General features: G+C 60.6%; 16 protein-coding genes and 1 pseudogene. 4 read left to right on the top strand and 13 right to left on the bottom strand.

The genetic code is table 11. The features are described 5' to 3' along the window. Positions 1-5: 5 nt before the first annotated feature. On the bottom strand, positions 6-2,351 hold the full coding sequence (locus EC919_RS07055) for a bifunctional diguanylate cyclase/phosphodiesterase (RefSeq protein WP_133772478.1): 2,346 nt from the start codon (positions 2,349-2,351) through the stop codon (positions 6-8). Then, positions 2,348-3,019: pseudogene (locus tag EC919_RS07050) on the bottom strand (methylamine utilization protein). Before EC919_RS07050 ends, EC919_RS07055 begins: the two are co-directional and overlap by 4 nt. 257 nt (positions 3,020-3,276) lie before the next feature. Here EC919_RS07050 and lon point away from each other — a divergent pair. Beyond that, positions 3,277-5,694, top strand: coding sequence for an endopeptidase La (lon, locus tag EC919_RS07045; RefSeq protein WP_133772476.1), 2,418 nt, complete (start codon positions 3,277-3,279; stop codon positions 5,692-5,694). Between the two features lie 264 nt (positions 5,695-5,958). After that, positions 5,959-6,351 carry a protease inhibitor I42 family protein gene (locus EC919_RS07040; RefSeq protein WP_133772474.1) on the top strand — a complete coding sequence of 131 codons (393 nt, stop codon included), beginning with the start codon at positions 5,959-5,961 and terminating at the stop codon, positions 6,349-6,351. An 86-nt stretch (positions 6,352-6,437) separates the two neighbouring features. Here the strand turns inward: EC919_RS07040 and EC919_RS07035 are convergent, their stop codons facing one another. Next, entirely contained in the window at positions 6,438-8,234 is a 1,797-nt protein-coding gene (locus EC919_RS07035; protein ID WP_133772472.1) for a methyl-accepting chemotaxis protein, read from the bottom strand. A 228-nt stretch (positions 8,235-8,462) separates the two neighbouring features. Here EC919_RS07035 and cmoA point away from each other — a divergent pair, with 228 nt between their 5' ends. Together cmoA and cmoB are read left to right on the top strand one after the other, a co-directional pair. Beyond that, complete coding sequence (cmoA, locus tag EC919_RS07030) at positions 8,463-9,206, top strand: carboxy-S-adenosyl-L-methionine synthase CmoA (RefSeq protein WP_133772470.1); 744 nt, start codon at positions 8,463-8,465, stop codon at positions 9,204-9,206. Continuing rightward, positions 9,203-10,162 (top strand): tRNA 5-methoxyuridine(34)/uridine 5-oxyacetic acid(34) synthase CmoB, encoded by a 960-nt coding sequence (gene cmoB, locus EC919_RS07025; RefSeq protein WP_133772468.1) that lies wholly within the window; start codon positions 9,203-9,205, stop codon positions 10,160-10,162. Before cmoA ends, cmoB begins: the two co-directional genes overlap by 4 nt. A gap of 168 nt (positions 10,163-10,330) precedes the next feature. Here the strand turns inward: cmoB and pdxJ are convergent, their stop codons facing one another. The 10 genes from pdxJ to EC919_RS06975 all read right to left on the bottom strand — a co-directional run bounded on the left by pdxJ (position 10,331) and on the right by EC919_RS06975 (position 20,210). After that, on the bottom strand, positions 10,331-11,077 hold the full coding sequence (gene pdxJ, locus EC919_RS07020; RefSeq protein WP_133772466.1) for a pyridoxine 5'-phosphate synthase: 747 nt from the start codon (positions 11,075-11,077) through the stop codon (positions 10,331-10,333). An 89-nt stretch (positions 11,078-11,166) separates the two neighbouring features. Beyond that, positions 11,167-11,856, bottom strand: coding sequence for a DNA repair protein RecO (recO, locus tag EC919_RS07015; RefSeq protein WP_133772464.1), 690 nt, complete (start codon positions 11,854-11,856; stop codon positions 11,167-11,169). A 175-nt stretch (positions 11,857-12,031) separates the two neighbouring features. Beyond that, complete coding sequence (gene era, locus EC919_RS07010) at positions 12,032-12,934, bottom strand: GTPase Era (protein ID WP_133772462.1); 903 nt, start codon at positions 12,932-12,934, stop codon at positions 12,032-12,034. Beyond that, positions 12,927-13,616: a ribonuclease III gene (gene rnc / locus EC919_RS07005; RefSeq protein ID WP_037014347.1), complete on the bottom strand. Its 690-nt coding sequence runs from the start codon at positions 13,614-13,616 to the stop codon at positions 12,927-12,929. The genes era and rnc overlap by 8 nt, the downstream gene beginning before the upstream one ends. After that, positions 13,613-13,990 carry a DUF4845 domain-containing protein gene (locus EC919_RS07000; protein WP_133772460.1) on the bottom strand — a complete coding sequence of 126 codons (378 nt, stop codon included), beginning with the start codon at positions 13,988-13,990 and terminating at the stop codon, positions 13,613-13,615. Before EC919_RS07000 ends, rnc begins: the two co-directional genes overlap by 4 nt. Positions 13,991-14,090: 100 nt before the next feature. Beyond that, entirely contained in the window at positions 14,091-14,945 is an 855-nt protein-coding gene (gene lepB / locus EC919_RS06995; protein ID WP_133772458.1) for a signal peptidase I, read from the bottom strand. Between the two features lie 9 nt (positions 14,946-14,954). Next, on the bottom strand, positions 14,955-16,751 hold the full coding sequence (gene lepA, locus EC919_RS06990) for a translation elongation factor 4 (RefSeq protein WP_133772455.1): 1,797 nt from the start codon (positions 16,749-16,751) through the stop codon (positions 14,955-14,957). A gap of 171 nt (positions 16,752-16,922) precedes the next feature. Next, a complete protein-coding gene (locus EC919_RS06985) occupies positions 16,923-18,359 on the bottom strand; it encodes a DegQ family serine endoprotease (protein WP_133772453.1) in 1,437 nt (478 codons plus the stop codon). A gap of 292 nt (positions 18,360-18,651) precedes the next feature. Beyond that, positions 18,652-19,614, bottom strand: coding sequence for a MucB/RseB C-terminal domain-containing protein (locus EC919_RS06980; protein ID WP_133772451.1), 963 nt, complete (start codon positions 19,612-19,614; stop codon positions 18,652-18,654). A gap of 8 nt (positions 19,615-19,622) precedes the next feature. Further along, entirely contained in the window at positions 19,623-20,210 is a 588-nt protein-coding gene (locus tag EC919_RS06975) for a sigma-E factor negative regulatory protein (RefSeq protein ID WP_133772449.1), read from the bottom strand.

The raw sequence follows: 20,210 nt of genomic DNA, 5'->3' as shown, positions 1-20,210 counted from the left end.
TTCCATCAGTGCGCCGTCATGCGAGGAGGGAGTTGGGCCTGCGCAATCCAGGCTTCGAAGGCGATCGCATTCAGCGGCCGGCTGATCAGATAACCCTGCGCGGTGTCGCAGTGCCAGCGCTCCAGCAAACGCAGGCTGTGTTCGTACTCGACGCCTTCGGCGACCACCTTCAGGCCGAGGTTGTGGCTCATCTCGATGGTCGAGCGAACGATCACTGCATCTTCACTGGTTTCATCCAGGTCGCGCACGAAGGACTGATCGATCTTCAATTCCTGCACCGGCAGCCGCTTGAGGTGCGCCAGCGAGGAGTAACCGGTGCCGAAATCATCCACCGACAGGCTGATGCCGAATTCGCGCAGGCGATTGAGCACCTTCAGCGATTGCTCGGGCTCGCGCATGATCGCGCTTTCGGTGATCTCGAAAATCAACTGTTCAGCCGGCACGCGGTACCGCTTGAGCAGCGCTGAAACGCGGTCGGCCAGATCGTTGCCCAGCAGGTCGTCCGCCGAGATATTCACCGAGACCTGCAGGACCAGACCGCGCTGCGCCCACTCGGCGAGCTGGCGCAGCGCGTCTTCGATCACCCAATTGGTGAGGATCTGAATGCTGCCGGTGCGTTCCGCCAGCAGGATGAACTCGGCCGGGGACACCGAGCCGAATTGCGGGTGCTGCCAGCGCAGCAGGGCCTCGGCCTGAGTGACCCGGCCGTTGCGAATATCCAGTTTCGGCTGGTAATGCAGTGAAAGTTCGCCGTTGCGCGCGGCATGCCGCAAGTCGCGGATCAGGCTGATCTGGCGCATATGAGCCACATCCCGACCGTCCACATAGACCTGCAGACGCCCCGGCAACTGCGCCGCATCCTGCCGCGCAATAGACGCCCGCCTGAGCAACTCGGTCGCCGAATCGCCATTGGCCGGATAGGCCGCGATGCCGATGCAGGCATCCATCGCGATGTCCTGCTCGCCGATGCGTTGCGGCTTGACCAACAGGCGTTGCAGACGGTCAGCCACCGCGACGGCGCTGTCGGTTTCGGCGTTTTGCACCAGCAGCAGAAATTCGTTGTCGGAGAGCCGCGCCACCGTATCGCCGGGACGCAGCGGCTCTTGCAGTTGCTCGCTGATGATTCGCAGCAGTTGCTCGACCCCCTCCAGACCGACGTTGGTGCTGATCGCGCGGAAGTTATCGATGCCCAGATAAAGCAGGGCCACTGGCCGTTGAGCAATCACCGCGCTGCCGAGGCGTTCCATGACCAGCGCGCGATTGGGCAGTCCGGTGAGCGGGTCATGCAGGGCGTTGTGGGCCAGCTGCAGCTCACGTTCGGCGATCCCGCTCTGCATCGAATTGATGGCGCTGGCGAGCAGGCCCAGTTCGTCTCTGCGATCCAGCACCACGGGCGTTGCGTAATCACCTTCGCCAATACGCCGGGCGGCCTGAGCCAGGGCACTCACCGGCCGCGACAGGCCGCGTGCCAGTAACAACGCGCCGACCAGGGAACCGGCGAGGGCCACGACGGTGATCCAGAACAGCGTCTTATCCAGCGGCGCGAATGCCTGCATGGCTTGATCCAGCGGGCTCTGCAGCAGGGCCACGACCTCGCTGTCGCTGCTGCTCCCCAGCCGCAGGGTTTTGCTCAGAAAACTCTGGCTGTGGTGCTCGGTCATCTGCATTTCGTTGCTGGCCGGATTCATCATCACGCTGCGCAGGCTGTCGAACAGCGTCTCCGGCTGGGTGCTGATCATCTGACCCGGCTGGTTTTGCACGATCGACAGAAACGACACCTGCAAACCGCTCAACGAGCGCAGTTCCTGAGCCAGATCATCGTCCATGCTGAAACCCATCACCACGCGCGCAATCGGCAGCGGTGCGAGGACGGTGCTTTCCACCAGCAAGTGCGGCTGGCCCTGCAACGGTACGATCAGCATCGACTGATTCTTGCCCTTGAGCTCACGCAACGCCTGGATGTAGGGGAACGGCGAGCCTTCGGGGATCTGCTCGACGGTGCTGGCCATGACCGTGCCGTCCATGCCCAGCAGAAACATGTCATTGGCGTTGATTCTGGCGCCGTGGTTGAGCAGCACCGAACGAATGGTCGCCGAGTCCGCAGACGCCACGGCGTCACGAAAACCGAAATCGGTGGACAGCAATTGCACGGCATCGCGCAGCCGTTTGCCGCGCATTTCCAGCAAGCCTTCAAACACCCGGGTGCCGACTTCAAGCTGTGCCTGAGCCTGCTTGCGCACCGCGTCCTGGGTCGCCGCTCTCACCGCAATAAAGACGGCGAAGACCACGATCAACAGCAGCATGATCAACACGCCGGCAATCCGCGCCTGAAAGCTGATGCGCACCTTCATTCGTGGGCCGCTTTATGAAAGGCATCGCCGAACGCACTGGAAGGCGGCGCAGCCGGGGTGTTGTCGGCGTTGGGCTGCACGGCGATGCTGAACCGCTGCTTGAGGCCGCCGGCCGGAATGTCGATGTCGCCACCAGACACCGGCAGCATATCCGCGGCCTGTGGGTGCCAGAGGGTGACGGCGTAATGACCGGCGGGCAATTGATCCAGGGTCAGCGTGCCCTTGTCATTGCTGACGCCGAACCAGCCATCGTCGGTGACGTATACGTAACCCAGCATGTTGTCGTGGACGTTGCAGCCGAGCACGACTACGCCCGGCTTGTCGAACAGCACGGGGGCCGACGGGGTACCGCCATACAACCGGAGTTCGAAGCGCTTGGGCGTGGAGAACGAATACACCTGATGGCGGATTTGATCACTGTTGGGGAAACTGATCTACGTACCGCTGCGCACTGCCAGCACGTGGGGGGCAAATTGCACATCGCGCTGGTCCATGTCGGCTTTCAGCGACACGGCCGGCGGCGCATTTGCGCCGCGCAGGGTAAGCACCGCGTCGGAGAGCGGCTTGCCCTGCCCATCAACGAACTCGGCGGTCAGGCTGGCAGCACGGGCGACGGTGCCCTGCAGTGCGGTTACAACCAGCAACAATGAGATAAAAACGTGGCGCATGACAGATGTTCCAGACAGCGAGGCCCGCAGAGAGCCTACTTGGCGATGATTTCAAGCGTAGCCCACAGATCGGCGGTCAGCGATATCACACGGACTTCCAGCAAAGCACATGACCATTGTTGATGGGAGGCCACGGCCTGGCGCAACGCCTTACATGCTTTAAAACGATCCCCTCAGTCATTGCTATCGACCGCCGCTATTGAAACCTGAGCCCATCCGCCCCATCTAAGGCTCATCTCCATTTATGCAGGTGCCCCATGAGCGACCAGCAATCCGACGCCAACCAGCCGCACCCGGACGACGATCACGAGCACGAAATCCTCGGCTCCGACAACAAGCGCCTCGCCCTGCCCGGCCAGAACCTTCCGGATCAGGTGTACATCATCCCGATCCACAACCGTCCTTTCTTCCCCGCGCAAGTGTTGCCGGTCATCGTCAATGAAGAGCCCTGGGCCGAAACGCTGGAGCTGGTCAGCAAGTCTGATCACCACTCGCTGGCGCTGTTCTTCATGGACACCCCGCCCGACGATCCCCGGCATTTCGACACCAAGGCGTTGCCGGAATACGGCACGCTGGTCAAGGTGCACCACGCCAGCCGTGAAAACGGCAAGCTGCAGTTCGTTGCCCAGGGCCTGAGCCGCGTGCGCATCAAGACCTGGCTCAAGCACCATCGCCCGCCGTTTCTGGTGGAGGTCGAATACCCGCACCAGCCCAACGAGCCGACCGACGAGGTCAAGGCTTACGGCATGGCGCTGATCAACGCGATCAAGGAACTGCTGCCGCTCAACCCGCTGTACAGCGAAGAGTTGAAGAACTACCTCAATCGCTTCAGCCCCAACGATCCTTCCCCGCTCACCGACTTCGCCGCCGCCCTGACCTCTGCCACGGGCGTCGAGCTGCAACAGGTGCTCGACTGCGTGCCTGTGCTCAAGCGCATGGAAAAAGTCCTGCCGATGCTGCGCAAGGAAGTCGAAGTTGCGCGCCTGCAGAAAGAAATCTCTGCCGAGGTGAACCGCAAGATCGGCGAGCATCAGCGTGAGTTCTTCCTCAAGGAACAGCTCAAGGTCATCCAGCAGGAACTGGGGCTGACCAAGGACGACCGCAGCGCCGACATCGAACAGTTCGAAGAGCGTCTGGTGGGCAAGACCATGCCGCCCCAGGCACGCAAGCGCATCGACGAAGAGATCAACAAGCTCTCGGTGCTGGAAACCGGTTCGCCGGAATACGCCGTCACCCGCAACTACCTGGACTGGGCAAGCTCGGTGCCGTGGGGCGTGTTCGGCAAGGACAAACTCGACCTGAAACACGCGCGCAAGGTGCTCGATCAGCATCATGCTGGCCTTGACGACATCAAGAGCCGCATCCTCGAGTTCCTCGCCGTAGGCGCCTACAAGGGTGAAATCTCCGGCTCGATCGTGCTGCTGGTCGGTCCGCCGGGCGTAGGTAAGACCAGCGTCGGCAAATCGATCGCGGAATCCCTGGGCCGGCCGTTCTACCGCTTCAGCGTTGGCGGCATGCGCGACGAGGCCGAGATCAAGGGCCACCGTCGCACGTACATCGGCGCCCAACCGGGCAAGCTGGTGCAGGCGCTGAAAGACGTGGAAGTGATGAACCCGGTCATCATGCTCGACGAGATCGACAAGATGGGCCAGAGCTTCCAGGGCGACCCGGCTTCGGCGCTGCTCGAAACCCTGGACCCTGAACAGAACGTCGAATTCCTCGACCACTATCTGGACCTGCGACTGGACCTGTCGAAGGTGCTGTTCATCTGCACCGCGAACACACTGGACTCGATCCCCGGCCCGTTGCTGGACCGGATGGAAGTGATTCGCCTGTCCGGCTACATCACCGAAGAAAAGCTCGCCATTGCCAAGCGCCATCTGTGGCCCAAGCAACTGGCCAAGGCTGGCGTTTCAAAAAACAGCCTGATGATCAGCGACAGTGCATTGCGCGCGGTGATCGAAGGGTACGCGCGGGAAGCCGGTGTGCGGCAGCTGGAAAAACAGCTGGGCAAACTGGTGCGCAAGGCCGTGGTCAAGCTGCTGGACAACCCGGACACCGTGGTCAAGATCGGCCCGAAAGAGCTGGAGGCCTCGCTGGGCATGGCGGTATTCCGCAATGAACAAGTGCTGTCGGGCACCGGCGTGATTACCGGCCTGGCCTGGACCAGCATGGGCGGCGCAACGCTGCCGATCGAAGCCACGCGCATTCACACGCTCAACCGCGGCTTCAAGCTCACCGGCCAGCTAGGCGACGTGATGAAGGAATCCGCCGAAATCGCCTACAGCTACGTCAGCTCCAATCTGGCGAAGTTTGGTGGCGACAAAAGCTTCTTCGACGAAGCCTTCGTTCACCTGCATGTGCCGGAAGGTGCGACGCCGAAAGACGGGCCAAGTGCAGGCGTCACCATGGCCAGCGCGCTGCTGTCGCTGGCGCGTAACCAGGCGCCGAAAAAAGGCGTGGCGATGACCGGCGAACTGACCCTGACCGGGCACGTGCTGCCCATCGGCGGCGTGCGGGAGAAGGTGATTGCGGCGCGTCGGCAGAAGATCTACGAGCTGATCCTGCCGGAAGCCAACCGCGGCAACTTCGAAGAACTGCCGGATTACCTGAAAGAAGGCATCACCGCGCACTTCGCCAAACGCTTTGCGGATGTAGCGAAGATATTGTTTTAAGCACAGCCTTCGCGCCCGGGGACCAATGCTGTTCGGACGATGACGGAGCTCTCAAGGACGAGGCGCACACCCTGTAGGAGCCGGCTTGCTGGCGAATGCCATTGGTCAGTCATGGATGCAGTGATTGACACGCCCGGTTCGCCAGCAAGCCGGCTCCTACGGAGTCCAGATTCACCGCAGGCTCTGGAGCCGTTTTAGCTTCCCGGTTTCAGACCTGCCGTCTTCGGTTATGCTCCCCTCATGTTGCCTATGACCGGAGCCTTCATGACCCCCGCCCGCCTGCTCGTCCCGCTCAGCCTCACCCTGCTTGCCGCTTGCGCCCAGACACCGAAACAAATCGTTTCCCTGGACGACCAGCAAGACTGCCCCCTTACCCTGAAAACCGGCCAGACGCTCATGCTGATGCTGCCCAGCAATCCCACCACGGGTTACCGCTGGCTGATGCAAAACCCCGCGCCGTCGATACTCGGCAGCCTTGGGCCCGAGGTGTTCAATGCCTCCAAAGACGTCGGACTGGTCGGCGAAGGCGGTCAGTCAGTCTGGCGCTACCGGGCCGCCAATCCGGGCACAGGCCATCTGATGATGGTCTATCAACAGCCCTGGGCGCCGGAAGTGGCACCTGAGCGCACCTTCGATTGCGTCATCACGGTGAACTGATCGCCCGCTCATCCCACGGCCGAGCGCTCAGAAACGCCCTTGCCGTGGATGGCTAATCATTCGCTGAGCACTGGCGTGAAACTCGGTCATTCGGCCAGCAGTTGCGCCGCATCGAAGCCCATGCGCAAGTTGCCCCAGTGACGACCGTCGAAGAAGAACGGCACGTCGATCTCGGTCATGATTTCCCCGGTGTCGCGCAGGTAGGTCTGCAGTAGGAAGCGCTGTTTATTCGCCGCAGCGCGCAAGCCGATGGGGTCGGAAAACATGCGTTTGTTCCGGCAGACCGGCAGGTCGATAGCCCGGTCGCCCGTAGGTTTTTTCGACACCCAGCTGTTGTTCACCGGGCAGTAACCCTTGCTGTCGACGATGAAGGTGACCTTGCCCCCCAGCGTGCCTTTGGTCAGCGCGTCGCACTCTTCCTGACAGATCTGCGCGAAGCGTTCGGTGTAGCTGGTCGTGTATTGCTTGGGATCGGTACCGGGAATCAGTTTGTAGTTCTGATCGAACAAGTTGACGCCCTCACCTTGAAGCGCGGCCAGACGCACCTGAAGCCGGTCGCGGCAATGACTGGCGCGGGTAATGCCAGCGTCCAGCGCACCATGCCCGAGGACAAAGCGGCCCAGCAGCGCCTGGACCTTTTCCGCCACGCCCGACAGATCGCGGGTCGCGGTGGCCGAATGCTGCATGCGCTGGTCGATGGACTGGCTGTCCGCATGGATCTGAGTGACGCGGTCGTTGATCCCGGTGTTGCTGTCGGCGAACTGCTGGATGTGCGAAGCGATGTCCTCCAGCTTGGTGTGGGTGGATTCGAAGTCGCCGATCATGCTCTCGAAATGCCCTGACGCGCGCTCGACCACTTTCTGGGTCTCCCGGGCGCTGTGGCTGATCTGGGTGGTCTGCTCGTGGGTCGAGCTCACTTCCAGCAACATGGCGTCGATATTCTGAGAGATGTCCTCGGTGGCGCGGCTGACGTTCTGGGCCAGGGTCCGGACTTCGTCGGCCACCACCGCAAAACCTCGCCCGCTCTCCCCCGCACGCGCCGCCTCGATCGCCGCGTTGAGCGCCAAGAGGTTGGTCTGGGAGGAAATCTGCTGGATCAATCCGACGATGGATTTGATGCTCGACGAGCGTTGGTTCAGCGCCGAAACCAGTGTGCCGAACTCATTGAGGCTGGTGGAAATCTCACTGATGTTGCCGGTCACTTCCAGCAATTCGGTGTAGGAGTCGCGGGCCATGCTGAGGTTCTGCGCGGTGGTCCCGGAAATGCCCTGGGTTTGCCGGGACACCTCGGCAATCCGCCCGACTGCATCGTTGCTCTGCTCCATGACTTCCCTGGCGAAGCGGGCCTGATGGGTCGCGCTGTCGCTGGAATCGCTGATGTTTTTCAGCGATCGCGCGGACTCCACGGCAATGTGCACGGTGAGCGCCTGAACGCTGCTGATGATCTCCCGCTGCTTGGCAAGAAACCGGTTGCAGGTGTTCGCCAGTACGCGAATTTCATCATGGGTCAACAGCGGCAAGTCCTTGGACAGGTCGCCCTCGCCATTGGCAATGCCTTCCAGCGCCAGGGTCATCTGGGTCACTGGCCGCACGATCAAGTGCCGGAAATACCAGACCATGAAGCTGACCAGACACAGGGTGAACAGCGTGCTGCCGAGAATGGCGTTGCTCAGCACATCGAGTTTGCCCTCGATCATGCTTAGCGTCCCCGCCGGCAACTGCGAGGGGCGCAGCTGCAGCAGAATGTCCGCACGAATGCTCACGGCCACCCAGTACACCACGGCGCTCACCATCACCACCAGGAAAAGGCTCGACAGCTTCTTGGTCAAAGAATCGAAAAACTGCCTCTCGATGGACTCGTACAACGCCTTCAACGCATGCATGCCACGGTTCCCTGTGCCAGGTAATCAAAATTGATTGCAACTAACGTTCTTCGACTGCCGGGGAGAAAGCTTTAATGCAGTGGCTCAATGAGGCCCGATGATAGCCGGGCGTGGCAGACTGCAAGCGCCTTATTGTGCAGGCGTCACAGTGGATTAAAGATGAGGTTCCAGCCGAGGGACGGAATTGGCTAAAATGCCGCACTTTTCGCTTCGTACCCCGGAATCGCCGTGAGCCCAGAACCCGACCGCCTATTCGCCCAGCCGCTGCCCCAGGTGCCCGACTTCGCCTTCAACGAAGACGTGGTGCGGGTGTTCCCGGACATGATCAAGCGCTCGGTGCCGGGCTACCCGACCATCGTCGAAAACCTCGGCGTGCTCGCGGCGCAGTTCGCCCAGCCCCACAGCGTGCTCTACGACCTGGGCAGCTCACTGGGCGCCGTCACTCAGGCATTGCGCCGGCATGTGCGCACTGAAGATTGCCGGGTGATCGCCATCGACAACTCGTCGGCCATGGTCGAGCGCTGCCGGGAATACCTCAACGCCCAGGACTCGATGTACCAGGAGCTGCTGCCGGTGGAGGTGATCGACGGGGATATCTTGAATCTCGAGTTTCAGCCGGCCTCTGTCGTCGCCCTGAACTTCACCCTGCAATTCATCGCCCCTGAACAACGCCTCGCACTCTTGACCCGCATTCGCCAGTCGCTGCTGCCCGGCGGCGCGCTGATCGTGTCGGAGAAGCTGCGTTTTGATGACACCGAAGAGCACGCGCTGCTCACCGATCTGCACGTCGCCTTCAAGCGGGCCAACGGTTACAGCGAGCTGGAGATCGCGCAGAAACGCAGCGCGATCGAAAACGTGATGAAGCCCGACAGCCTTGAGCAGCACCGCGAACGCTTGCTCGCTGCTGGTTTCAGCAAAGTCGTGCCCTGGTTCCAGTGCCTTAATTTCGCCTCGTTGATTGCCCTGCCATGATTGATCTCGCTCCCCTGGTCCGCCGTCTGGCGGGCACGCCACTGTATGCCTGGGCCCAAGGCCTGCAGGCGCAACTCGACGCGAAAATGGAAAAGGGTCACGGCGACCTCGAACGCTGGCAAGGCGCCCTGAATGCCTTGCCTGACCTAACGCCGAGCCGCATCGAGCTTACGGACGACTTCATCCTCGACGCCGACTGCGACGATGCCACCCGCGAGCAGACCCGCGCCGCACTGATGGGCCTGTCGCCGTGGCGCAAAGGCCCGTTTGATGTGTTCGGCGTGCACGTCGACACCGAATGGCGCTCGGACTGGAAATGGTCGCGGGTCTCGCCGCACCTTGATCTGAAAGGCAAGCGCGTTCTGGATGTCGGCTGTGGCAACGGTTATTACCAGTGGCGCATGCTGGGCGCGGGCGCCGACAGCGTCATTGGCGTTGACCCCAACTGGCTGTTCTTCTGCCAGTTCCAGGCCATGCAGCGCTATCTGCCAGACCTGCCGGCCTGGCACCTGCCGTTCACCCTGGAAGATCTTCCGGCACGGCTGGAAGGATTCGACACGGTGTTTTCCATGGGCGTGCTCTATCACCGAAAATCGCCCATTGATCACCTGTTGGCGCTGAAAGATTGCCTCGTCAAAGGCGGCGAACTGGTGCTGGAAACCATGGTGGTGGAAGGCGACGCCAATCAGGTGCTGGTGCCGGAAGACCGCTACTCACAGATGCGCAACGTGTGGTTTCTGCCGTCAGTGCCGGCACTGGAACTGTGGCTGCGCCGCGCGGGTTTCATCGACGTGCGCTGCGTCGACGTCAGCACCACCACGGTAGAAGAACAGCGCGGCACCGACTGGATGCGCTTTCAGTCGTTGAGCGACTTTCTGGATCCGGCAGATCACAGCAAAACCGTGGAAGGACTGCCGGCGCCAAGGCGTGCGGTGATTGTCGGGCGCAAGCCGTAACGGCTGAAAGTCGCCACCGCGCGCCGATCACACATAACAACACCGCAGATATAACTGCCGACGCATTACCTGTAGGAGCGCGCTTGCCCGCGATTGCGGTGTATCAGGTTAGTTTTCACTCACTGACTGAATGCAATCGCGGGCAAGCGCGCTCCTACAAAGATCGCGTCAGGCCTTGGCTGCCGCCGCCAGAATCAGCGCCTTCATCTCCGACACCGCCGACTTGAAGCCGACAAACAGCGCATGGGCCACAAGCGCGTGGCCGATGTTCAATTCGTTGATGCCCTTGATCGCCGCGACGGCTTCAACGTTGTGATAGTGCAAGCCATGGCCGGCATTGACGATCAGGCCCTGGGCAACACCAAAGGCGACGCCATCGGCAATGCGCTTGAGCTCTTCGGCCACCGCCGCCGGGGTTTCGGCATCGGCATAACGACCCGTGTGCAGTTCGATGGCCGGCGCGCCAACCCGGGCCGACGCTGCGATCTGCCGCTCATCGGCGTCGATGAACAACGACACTTCGCTGCCGATGGCAGACAACCGCTCAACCGCCGCCTTGATGCGCGCTTCCTGACCGGCCACATCCAGCCCGCCTTCGGTGGTCAATTCCTGACGGGTCTCCGGCACCAGGCAGATGTGCGCAGGCCGAATGCGCTCGGCGAACGCGATCATCGCTTCGGTGACGCCCATCTCGAAATTCATGCGCGTTTGCAGCACGTCTTTCAGCAGCAACACATCGCGTTCCTGAATGTGCCGACGGTCCTCACGCAAATGCACGGTGATGCCATCGGCGCCTGCCTCTTCAGCATCCAGCGCTGCCTTGACCGGATCGGGGTAGCGCGTCCCTCGGGCCTGGCGCAGGGTAGCAACGTGGTCGATGTTCACGCCGAGCAGAATGCGGGTGCTATGGGTCACGGGGTTCTCCTGATAACTGAAGCGGTGTCAGCCAGTGGCGGCTGATTGCGCAAGCGAGGAAGGATTTTCAAGGTTTGCGCCGCAGGACGCTAGAGTTTGCGAAACAATTCACGGCTGACCAGCGGGCGCCCGCCCAGATGCACCGCCAAGGCCTGGCGCATCAGACGCTTGGCCGCCGACAGCGCGCCCGGCGAACTCCAGTCCGCTTCAGACATCGCCTGCAGTTCGGCGCCCTGAAACAAGCCCGGCTGAAACAGATAAACCCGCTCAAGGCCAGCATCCACCTGAAGCCGGTACATGCCGTCACTGGCCAGTGGATCACCGTTGACGTCCGCGTCCAGCGCAAAGCCGTAGCCGAGATCGTCCAGCAGCCGCCACTCGAACGAGCGCAGCAGCGGTTCCAGCGCGCGCCCTTCGGCCAGGGCCACCAGCGTTGCCGCATAGTGTTCGAACACGCCCGGGTGCGGGTCTTCGGCAGGCAGCAGGCGAATCAGCAGCTCATTGAGGTAGAGACCGCTGAACAGCGCCTCGCCTTCCAGCCACGTGGCAACGCCGGCGCCTTCCATCCGCCCCACGTTCTTCAACTCGCCCCGCCCGCGAAACTCGACCTCCAGCGGCACGAACGGGCGCGCCATCGTGCCCGCTTTACCCCGCGCGCTGCGCAACACCGCGCGCAAACGACCCTGCGGGGTGATGAAATCGACCAGCGCGCTGTTTTCGCGGTACGCACGGCTGTGCAATACATAGGCGAGCTGACCGACGGGAGGTGTCTGTGACATGGCTATCTCGATGAAAGAACGCGGCCGAACAGGCATCTGAAACGACTGTGGGAGTGAGGTTGCTCACGGAAACCGGGTCCATCCGCTAAATCTTCAGCGGCTGAATCGCCGTCTTCGTGAGCAAACTCACTCCCACAGTGTTACGTGACACAGAGCAGCGGTGCCAACCGCCGTGTTACAAGTCGCCGTAACCCAGCGAGCGCAACGCGCGCTCGTCATCGGACCAGCCGCCTTTGACCTTGACCCACAGATTGAGCATGACCTTGGAATCGAACAGCACTTCCATGTCACGGCGCGCATCCGAGCCGATGCGCTTGATGCGCTCGCCCTTGTCGCCAATGATGATTTTCTTCTGCCCGTCGCGCTCAACCAGGATCAGCGCGTGGATATGCAGTGTCTTGCCCTGCTGCTTGAACTGCTCGATCTCGACGGTGATCTGATACGGCAGCTCGGCGCCCAGCTGACGCATGATCTTCTCGCGTACCAGTTCCGCTGCAAGAAAACGGCTGCTGCGGTCGGTGATCTGATCTTCCGGGAAAAAGTGCTCATTCTCCGGCAGATGATCGGCGATGACCTTTTCCAGCGCTTCCAGGTTATGCCCCTGCTGCGCCGAGATCGGGATGATCTGGGCGTTCGGCAGTTGCTCCTGCAGCCAGGACAAATGCGGCATCAGCGCGCTCTTGTCTTCGATGCGATCGGTCTTGTTCAGCGCCACGACCAACGGGCCGGTCACGTACTGCACGCGCTCGAGGACCATCTGGTCTTCTTCGGTCCACTTGGTGCGGTCGACCACGAAGATCACCACGTCGACGTCTTTCAACGCCGCCGAAGCGGTCTTGTTCATGTAGCGGTTGAGGGCTTTGTCGCTGTTCTTGTGCATGCCGGGCGTGTCGACGTAGACCGCTTGCACGGCGCCTTCGGTCTTGATGCCGAGCATGTTGTGCCGGGTCGTCTGCGGCTTGCGCGAGGTGATCGCCAGTTTCTGGCCGAGGATGTGGTTCAGCAGCGTCGACTTGCCCACGTTTGGCCGGCCAACAATGGCAACATAGCCACAGCGTGTTGCAGGTGAATCAGTCATTGCCATTCTCCACACCCAGGGCGATAAGGGCTGCGGCCGCTGCTACCTGTTCGGCAATGCGACGGCTGACCCCTTGTCCCCGGCTTTTTTCATTCAATAAAGAGATCTCGCATTCGACGAAAAAGATTCGGCAATGCGGCTCGCCCTGAATATCCACCACTTCATAGCGGGGCAGATCGCAGGCGCGTGACTGGAGGAATTCCTGCAGCCGTGTTTTCGGGTCTTTGTTGGTATCGACCAGCGTCAGGGTTTCGAACTCGCTGGCCAGCCAGGCGAGCACGCGGTCCCTTGCCATGTCCATGCCGGCGTCGAGGTAGATCGCACCGATGAGGGCTTCCAGCGCGTCGGCCAGAATCGACTCCCGGCGGAAACCGCCGCTCTTCAGCTCACCCGAGCCCAGGCGCAAGTACTCGCCCAGATCGAAGCCGCGGGCAAGCAGGGCCAAGGTCTCGCCTTTCACCAGACGGGCGCGCAGACGGGACAACTGACCTTCGCGGGCCTGGGGGAAACGCTCGAACAGCGCTTCGCCAGCGACGAAGTTGAGAATGGCATCACCGAGGAATTCCAGACGCTCGTTGTTGCGTCCGGCAAAGCTTCGGTGGGTCAGGGCCAGGATCATCAGTTCCTGATCCTTGAAGGTATAGCCGAGCTGACGCTCCAGGCGACTCAATGAAACGCTCACGGTTTACCCACGCTGAATTCGTGGTCGAACTTGACCACCAGATCGATGTTCTGGATCAGTGACTCACGTTTTTCGTAGTTCAAATGGGCGAGGAACCTGTTGTTCGCCGTCGTCACAGTTAACGCCTTGTTCAAATCCAAATCCCGAATGTTATTAACCTGCATGCCTTTGGCCACATAGGCGTAAAGGTCACCGGCGTTGGTGATGTCTGCCGTGCGGTCAGTGCCGGCACTTTCGATGATTTTCTTCATCGACAGGTAGTCCATGTAATGCGGCACGATCTTGGCGGCGGCACTTGCGGCGAAGGCCAGAATCGCCAGCAACACCAGCCAGCCGATGAACGACAGGCCTTTTTGCGGACCGGCAGACGTCATGATTGCTTTCAAGAGTAGCCCTTCCCTGTCACCTGCAAGATCGACCACGCAACATGGCCCTGAATGACATACGGCGCTGCCAGTGGCAGCGCCGCATCGATTACTTGATCAGACCGACTCGCGAGAAGTTCGGAAAGTGGCTGAGCTTGGGTTCAGGCCAGCTCATCCAGACCGCGAAGGCCTTGCCGACGATGTTCTTGTCGGGAACCATGCCCAGCTCGTCCTTGGGAATATTGGGGTCATCCCAGTAACGGCTGTCGTTCGAGTTGTCGCGGTTGTCGCCCATCATGAAGTAGTGCGCGGCCGGAACAGTCCATTCATGATCAGGCGGCGCACGGTAGCGGCTCATTTCCTGACGGATCTGGTGTTCCACCTCGCCCAGCTTCTCGTTGTAGAGCTCTGCGCTGCCGAGCGTGCCCGGCTCCGAACCGATCAATTGCCTGGCCACCAGCTGACCATTGATGAACAGCTGCTTGTCGTTGGTGTAGCGAATCACATCCCCAGGCAGGCCCACCACGCGCTTGATGTAGTTGACATTGGGGTCGCTTGGGTAGCGGAACACCATCACGTCGCCACGCTGCGGGTCTCCGACCGGGATGACCTTGAGGTCGATCACCGGCAGGCGGATGCCGTACGAGAACTTGTTCACCAGGATGAAATCACCCACGTCCAGCGTTGGCTTCATCGACCCTGACGGGATCTGGAACGGCTCAACCAGAAACGAGCGCAGGACCAGAACGATGAACAACACCGGAAAGAACGATTTGCCGTATTCGACGAGAAAAGGCTCCTTGTTCAACCGTTCGACGACCGCGACATCAGGCTGGCTCACGCTGCCCTGATAGTTCGCAATCGCGTTGCGGCGACGCGGCGCCAATATGACCAGATCGAACAGGGCCAGCAAACCGCAGACAAACACGGCGACGACCAGCAACAGCGGGAAATTTAGTGACATAGGGCCTGACTATTCCAACCTGAGCACTGCAAGGAAGGCTTCTTGTGGAATTTCCACGTTGCCGACCTGCTTCATGCGTTTCTTACCGGCCTTCTGCTTCTCGAGCAGCTTGCGCTTACGGCTGACGTCGCCACCGTAACATTTGGCCAGTACGTTCTTTCTGAGCGCCTTGACGGTTGTACGCGCGATAATCTGACCACCAATGGCAGCCTGGATTGCCACGTCGAACATCTGACGAGGAATCAGTTCTTTCATCTTTTCAGTCAACGCGCGGCCTTTGTAGGCAGCGTTGTCACGGTGCACGATCAGCGCCAGAGCGTCGACCTTGTCGCCGTTGATCATCACGTCCAGGCGCACCAGATTGGCCGACTGATAACGATCGAAATGGTAGTCCAGCGAAGCATAGCCACGGCTGGTCGACTTCAGACGGTCGAAGAAATCCAGAACCACTTCGTTCATCGGCAAATCGTAGGTCACTTGCACCTGCGACCCGAGGAACAGCATGTCGTGCTGAATGCCACGCTTCTCGATGCACAACGTAATGACGTTGCCCAGGTGCTCTTGAGGCACAAGGATATTCGCCCGCACGATCGGCTCGCGCATGTCCTCGATGGTGGACAGGTCCGGCAATTTCGACGGGTTGTCGACGTAAATGGTTTCACCGGTCTTCAGCAGCAGCTCGAAGATTACCGTCGGCGCGGTGGTGATCAGGTCCAGGTCGTACTCGCGCTCAAGGCGCTCCTGAATGATCTCCATGTGCAGCATGCCGAGGAAGCCGCAGCGGAAGCCGAAGCCCAGCGCGTCGGAGCTTTCCGGAAGATATTGCAGGGACGAGTCATTCAGCGTCAGCTTCTGCAGGGCGTCGCGGAAGTCTTCGAAGTCATCGGAGCTGACCGGGAACAGACCGGCATAGACCTGCGGCTGAATGCGCTTGAAGCCAGGCAGCACCGGGACGTCCGGGGTGGTGCTCAGGGTCAGGGTATCGCCCACTGGCGCACCGTGAATGTCCTTGATGCCGGCAATGATGAAGCCCACTTCGCCGGCTTTCAGATCAGCGGTGGCGCTGTGCTTGGGGTTGAACACGCCCACGCTGTCGACCAGGTGCATCTTGCCGGTCGACTTGACCAGGATTTTGTCGCCTTTCTTGACTCGACCGTGACGCACACGCACCAGGGAAACAACGCCCAGGTAGTTGTCGAACCACGAATCGATGATCAGCGCTTGCAGCGGGTCTTCGATGTTGCCGGTCGGCGCGGGAATGGTCTGGACCAGACGCTCGAGCACTTCGTCGACGCCCAGGCCGGTTTTAGCGCTACAGGCCACGGCATCGGTGGCATCGATGCCGATGATCTTTTCGATTTCTTCCTTGACGCGGTCCGGATCGGCCTGAGGCAGGTCAATCTTGTTCAGGACCGGCATGACTTCCAGGCCCTGCTCGATGGCGGTATAGCAGTTGGCAACAGATTGTGCTTCCACGCCCTGGCCGGCATCCACCACCAGCAACGCGCCTTCGCACGCCGCCAGCGAGCGGCTGACTTCGTAGGTGAAGTCAACGTGGCCCGGGGTGTCAATGAAGTTCAGCTGGTAGGTGATCCCGTCTTTTGCCTTGTAATAAAGCGTGACGCTGTGGGCTTTGATCGTAATCCCGCGCTCACGCTCCAGGTCCATGGAATCAAGCACCTGAGCTTCCATCTCGCGCTCGGTCAGGCCGCCGCACATCTGGATGAACCGGTCAGCCAGCGTCGACTTGCCATGGTCAATGTGGGCGATGATGGAGAAATTGCGGATATGACTCAAATCACTCACGGATCAACACTCGAAAAAGGTCGCAGGCAGACTGCCCGCCAAAAATAGCCGGGAATTGTACCTGAAGGAACGATCAGGCGTCACGTTCACACGCAGAGCCTGCGCGCCAAGCACCGCTGGGACACAAAAAAAGGAGCGGTCTGGCCGCTCCTTTTTGCTGTGACCGGCGGGTTATTCCGCCAGCTTGAACGTGATGAATGTCGCGCGGCCCTGACGCAGAACGCGCATGGAGACAGAGCGATTCTTCGGCAGGTCCTTGGCCACTTCCGTGAACTGTTTCGAAGAAGTGATCGCCTGGTTGTTCAGGTGGGTGATGACGTCACCCGCCTGCAGACCGATCAGCGAAGCCGGACCGTCCTGAACTTCCTTGATGACGACGCCGCCCTTGAGGTCCAGCGATTTCATCTGCTCGGCGGTCAGGTCGACCACCGAAACGCCCAGACGGTTGCTGCTGCGCTCGATCCCGGTGTCGGCCGCGCCCATCTCTTCGCCTTCGGCCGGCAGTGCACCCACGGTGACGGTGAGCTTCTGACGCTTGCCGTCGCGAATCACTTCGAGCTCGGCCTTGCTGCCATCCTTCAAGTTGCCGATCAGGTGCGGCAAGTCTGCGGACATGACGATCGGCGTACCATTGGCGCTCAGAATCACGTCGCCGACCTGCAAGCCACCCTTGGCCGCCGGACCGTCTTCAAGCACTTGAGCCACCAGCGCACCGGCCGGCTTGTCCAGACCGAAGGATTCGGCCAGGTCTTTGTTGACTTCCTGAATCACGACACCCAGCCAGCCACGATTGACCTTGCCGCTGGCCTTGAGCTGGTTGGCAACGTCCATCGCCACGTCGATCGGGATCGCGAACGAAAGCCCCATGAAGCCACCGGAACGGGTGAAGATCTGGGAGTTGATACCCACGACTTCCCCGGCCATGTTGAACAGCGGACCGCCCGAGTTACCCGGATTGATCGCCACGTCGGTCTGAATGAACGGCACGTAGGTGTCATTCGGCAGACTGCGGCCCTTGGCGCTGACGATGCCTTTGGTCACCGAGTGATCGAAGCCGAACGGCGAGCCGATCGCCAGCACCCACTCCCCGACCTTCAGCTTGTCGGAGTTACCCAGCTTGACGGTAGGAAGGTCCTTGCCATCGATCTTCAGCACCGCGACGTCGGTACGAGGATCGGTGCCGATCAGCTTGGCCTTCATCTCGCTGCGATCGGAAAGACGCACGAGAATCTCGTCGGCGCCATCGATCACGTGATTGTTGGTCAGGATGAAGCCGTCAGCGGAAATGATGAAGCCCGAGCCGAGTGACTGCGCCTCACGCTGACGATCACCCTTGCCGCCACCCGGTGCACGGGAGCCTGGCGGCGTGCTGCGTTCAAGGAATTCGCGAAGCATCGGTGGCAGTCCTTCCAGATCAGGCATCTGACCCTGGGCAACCGAGCGTTCCGGCAACTTCTGACGCGTACTGATGTTGACGACTGCAGGGGAAGCCTGCTCCACCAGAGAGGTGAAGTCCGGCAAGGCTTCGGCCTGAGCGGTGACGACCTGTCCAAGCATCAGCACAGCGGCCATCCAGGCCAGGTAAGGTTTCAAGCGTGGTATCGACATATGGCTCCCGTTTACAACGAGCATGGTTAAGCGGTACGAGCCCGCAGGCTCGCGAAGCATCTGTACGTCGCGGTTTCCCGGGACGCCTGTATCTGCTCCAGTTTCCTGGACCCTGAAACAACAAAGGCCACAGCTGCGAAGCTGTGACCTATAGAAAAAAACACATCCGATTGCAACTGACAAACCGCACTAAACATTTCAGCAGTACCAGTGAAGCCCATATTCAAAGGCTTGTGAACGTGAAATGACCAAATGAAACCTTTTTCATAGTGGGCATCACCGGTGTGCAGAATCAGTTTTTGCTCGTGGTTGCAGCGTCGTCCCGCATGGACAGAGCAATACGCTCGGCCGTCCCGATCGGGATTTCGCCCACCACGGTCACCATCGCATCGCCCTTGGGCGTTGTCACGCGACGGGAGACAGCAACAGTCGGTCCCAGTTGGGTGCGGATATCCGTCACCGCTGCGCCGCTGACGGGCTCGACGAACACCGAGAAACGGGCAAGACCGTCGTCATACATCAGGCTCGTCACCAGATTCTTCGAATCCGGATCCTTGCGTGCGGCAGCACTGCTCAGGTCAAAGCCCGGCGGCAACCAGTCAGAGCGCCATGCAACCTTCTGCCTGGGAATATCCGATTTGGCCTTGACCACCTCAACCGGCTTGCAGTCTGCGCTTGGCGAAAGCATCTGATCGGTCAGTGACTGCGAGGTATTAAGATCAGTGAACTGAAAACGCTCAAGCAGTTGGCCCTTGTCGCTGAGCAATAGAGACTTCAGCGGCAGACCGGTTTCACTGTCCAGGTGCAGTTCAATGCCGTAACGGTGCTGATCGCGAGGGGTCAGTGTCACGACATTCGCCAAACGTCCGGCAACACGCGAGGTGCCTGCCGACTTGATGTCATACCAGGATGACAACCTGGCAGCATCGAAAGCTCGGGCCGGAGAATCAGGGACGCTGGAAACGCCCTCTTCAAGTGTACCGCTGACGCATTGGGTCACCCCATTGACGCGCAGTACTTCCTGAGGAGAGCCATCCAGTTGCAGAAGATGCTCACGAACCTTGCCGTCGGCGACGCGCTGCCAGATTCGATGAGTGGAGAAGCTGCCGTTACGCTCGTAAACGAACGTACCGCTATAGCTTTGCTGCTGCTCAGCCTGCGCAAGACGTTTGAGCTGGTCTTGCGCATCATCGGCGTGAGCTGGAAGGACCAGCCATCCACTCAGCAGAAGCGGCAGTAGAGGGATGGCGCGCATGATCCTCCTTAACGGTTTTCCAGGCTGGCAGCGCGAGCGTAAGGCAGAGCGCCTTCTGCGCCTTTCATCGCAGCCTGCTGCGCATGCTGACGCAGGTAACCTGGCAGACGCTGATCATGCCAGCCGGCCTGGTTCTGCAACACACCGCTAGCCATCGGACCCGGGGACTGCTCGCCCTCGGTATAGCCTGCCAGCACTGCCGGGCCCTTGGCCTGCGGCATGGCAACGTTGGTCGGCTGCGATTGCTGGGCCAGTTGCGCCCCTGCAATTTCGTCCTGATTGTAAAGACGTACGCCCGCTAGAACGGCAACGGTAACCGACGCAGCGACGGCCAGACGACCCAGCGTGCGCCAAGGACCGCGACCGGCCTTGAGCGGGCTGACTTCATCAGCGATTCCGGCAGCGACGGCGGCCGAAATATCCAGATGAGGTATCAGTAGTTCTTTATGCATCGCTGCACGGGCAATCTGATAACGGGACCAGGTGGCACGTGTGTCCGCATCTTCAATGGCGCTAAGCACGCGACGCAGTTCCAATTCGTCCGCTTCGTTATCCATCACCGCGGACAGCGATTCCTGCAGGGCTTCACGACTCAT

This window comes from Pseudomonas graminis (assembly GCF_004364335.1).
In the GTDB taxonomy this organism is placed as follows: Bacteria; Pseudomonadota; Gammaproteobacteria; order Pseudomonadales; family Pseudomonadaceae; genus Aquipseudomonas; species Aquipseudomonas graminis_D.
The sequence above is the reverse complement of the archived record's forward strand: the minus strand, read 5'-3'. Positions and strand labels throughout refer to the sequence as shown.

Bases quoted from the DNA above. Each gene is read 5' to 3' on its own strand.
- EC919_RS06980 (WP_133772451.1), bottom strand. From the start codon at position 19,614: ATGCGCGCCATCCCTCTACTGCCGCTTCTGCTGAGTGGATGGCTGGTC.
- EC919_RS06985 (WP_133772453.1), bottom strand. From the start codon at position 18,359: ATGTCGATACCACGCTTGAAACCTTACCTGGCCTGGATGGCCGCTGTG.
- EC919_RS07035 (WP_133772472.1), bottom strand. From the start codon at position 8,234: ATGCATGCGTTGAAGGCGTTGTACGAGTCCATCGAGAGGCAGTTTTTC.
- EC919_RS07000 (WP_133772460.1), bottom strand. From the start codon at position 13,990: ATGACGTCTGCCGGTCCGCAAAAAGGCCTGTCGTTCATCGGCTGGCTG.
- lon (WP_133772476.1), top strand. From the start codon at position 3,277: ATGAGCGACCAGCAATCCGACGCCAACCAGCCGCACCCGGACGACGAT.
- lepB (WP_133772458.1), bottom strand. From the start codon at position 14,945: ATGTCACTAAATTTCCCGCTGTTGCTGGTCGTCGCCGTGTTTGTCTGC.
- EC919_RS07040 (WP_133772474.1), top strand. From the start codon at position 5,959: ATGACCCCCGCCCGCCTGCTCGTCCCGCTCAGCCTCACCCTGCTTGCC.
- cmoB (WP_133772468.1), top strand. From the start codon at position 9,203: ATGATTGATCTCGCTCCCCTGGTCCGCCGTCTGGCGGGCACGCCACTG.
- era (WP_133772462.1), bottom strand. From the start codon at position 12,934: ATGACTGATTCACCTGCAACACGCTGTGGCTATGTTGCCATTGTTGGC.
- EC919_RS07055 (WP_133772478.1), bottom strand. From the start codon at position 2,351: ATGAAGGTGCGCATCAGCTTTCAGGCGCGGATTGCCGGCGTGTTGATC.
- EC919_RS06975 (WP_133772449.1), bottom strand. From the start codon at position 20,210: ATGAGTCGTGAAGCCCTGCAGGAATCGCTGTCCGCGGTGATGGATAAC.
- recO (WP_133772464.1), bottom strand. From the start codon at position 11,856: ATGTCACAGACACCTCCCGTCGGTCAGCTCGCCTATGTATTGCACAGC.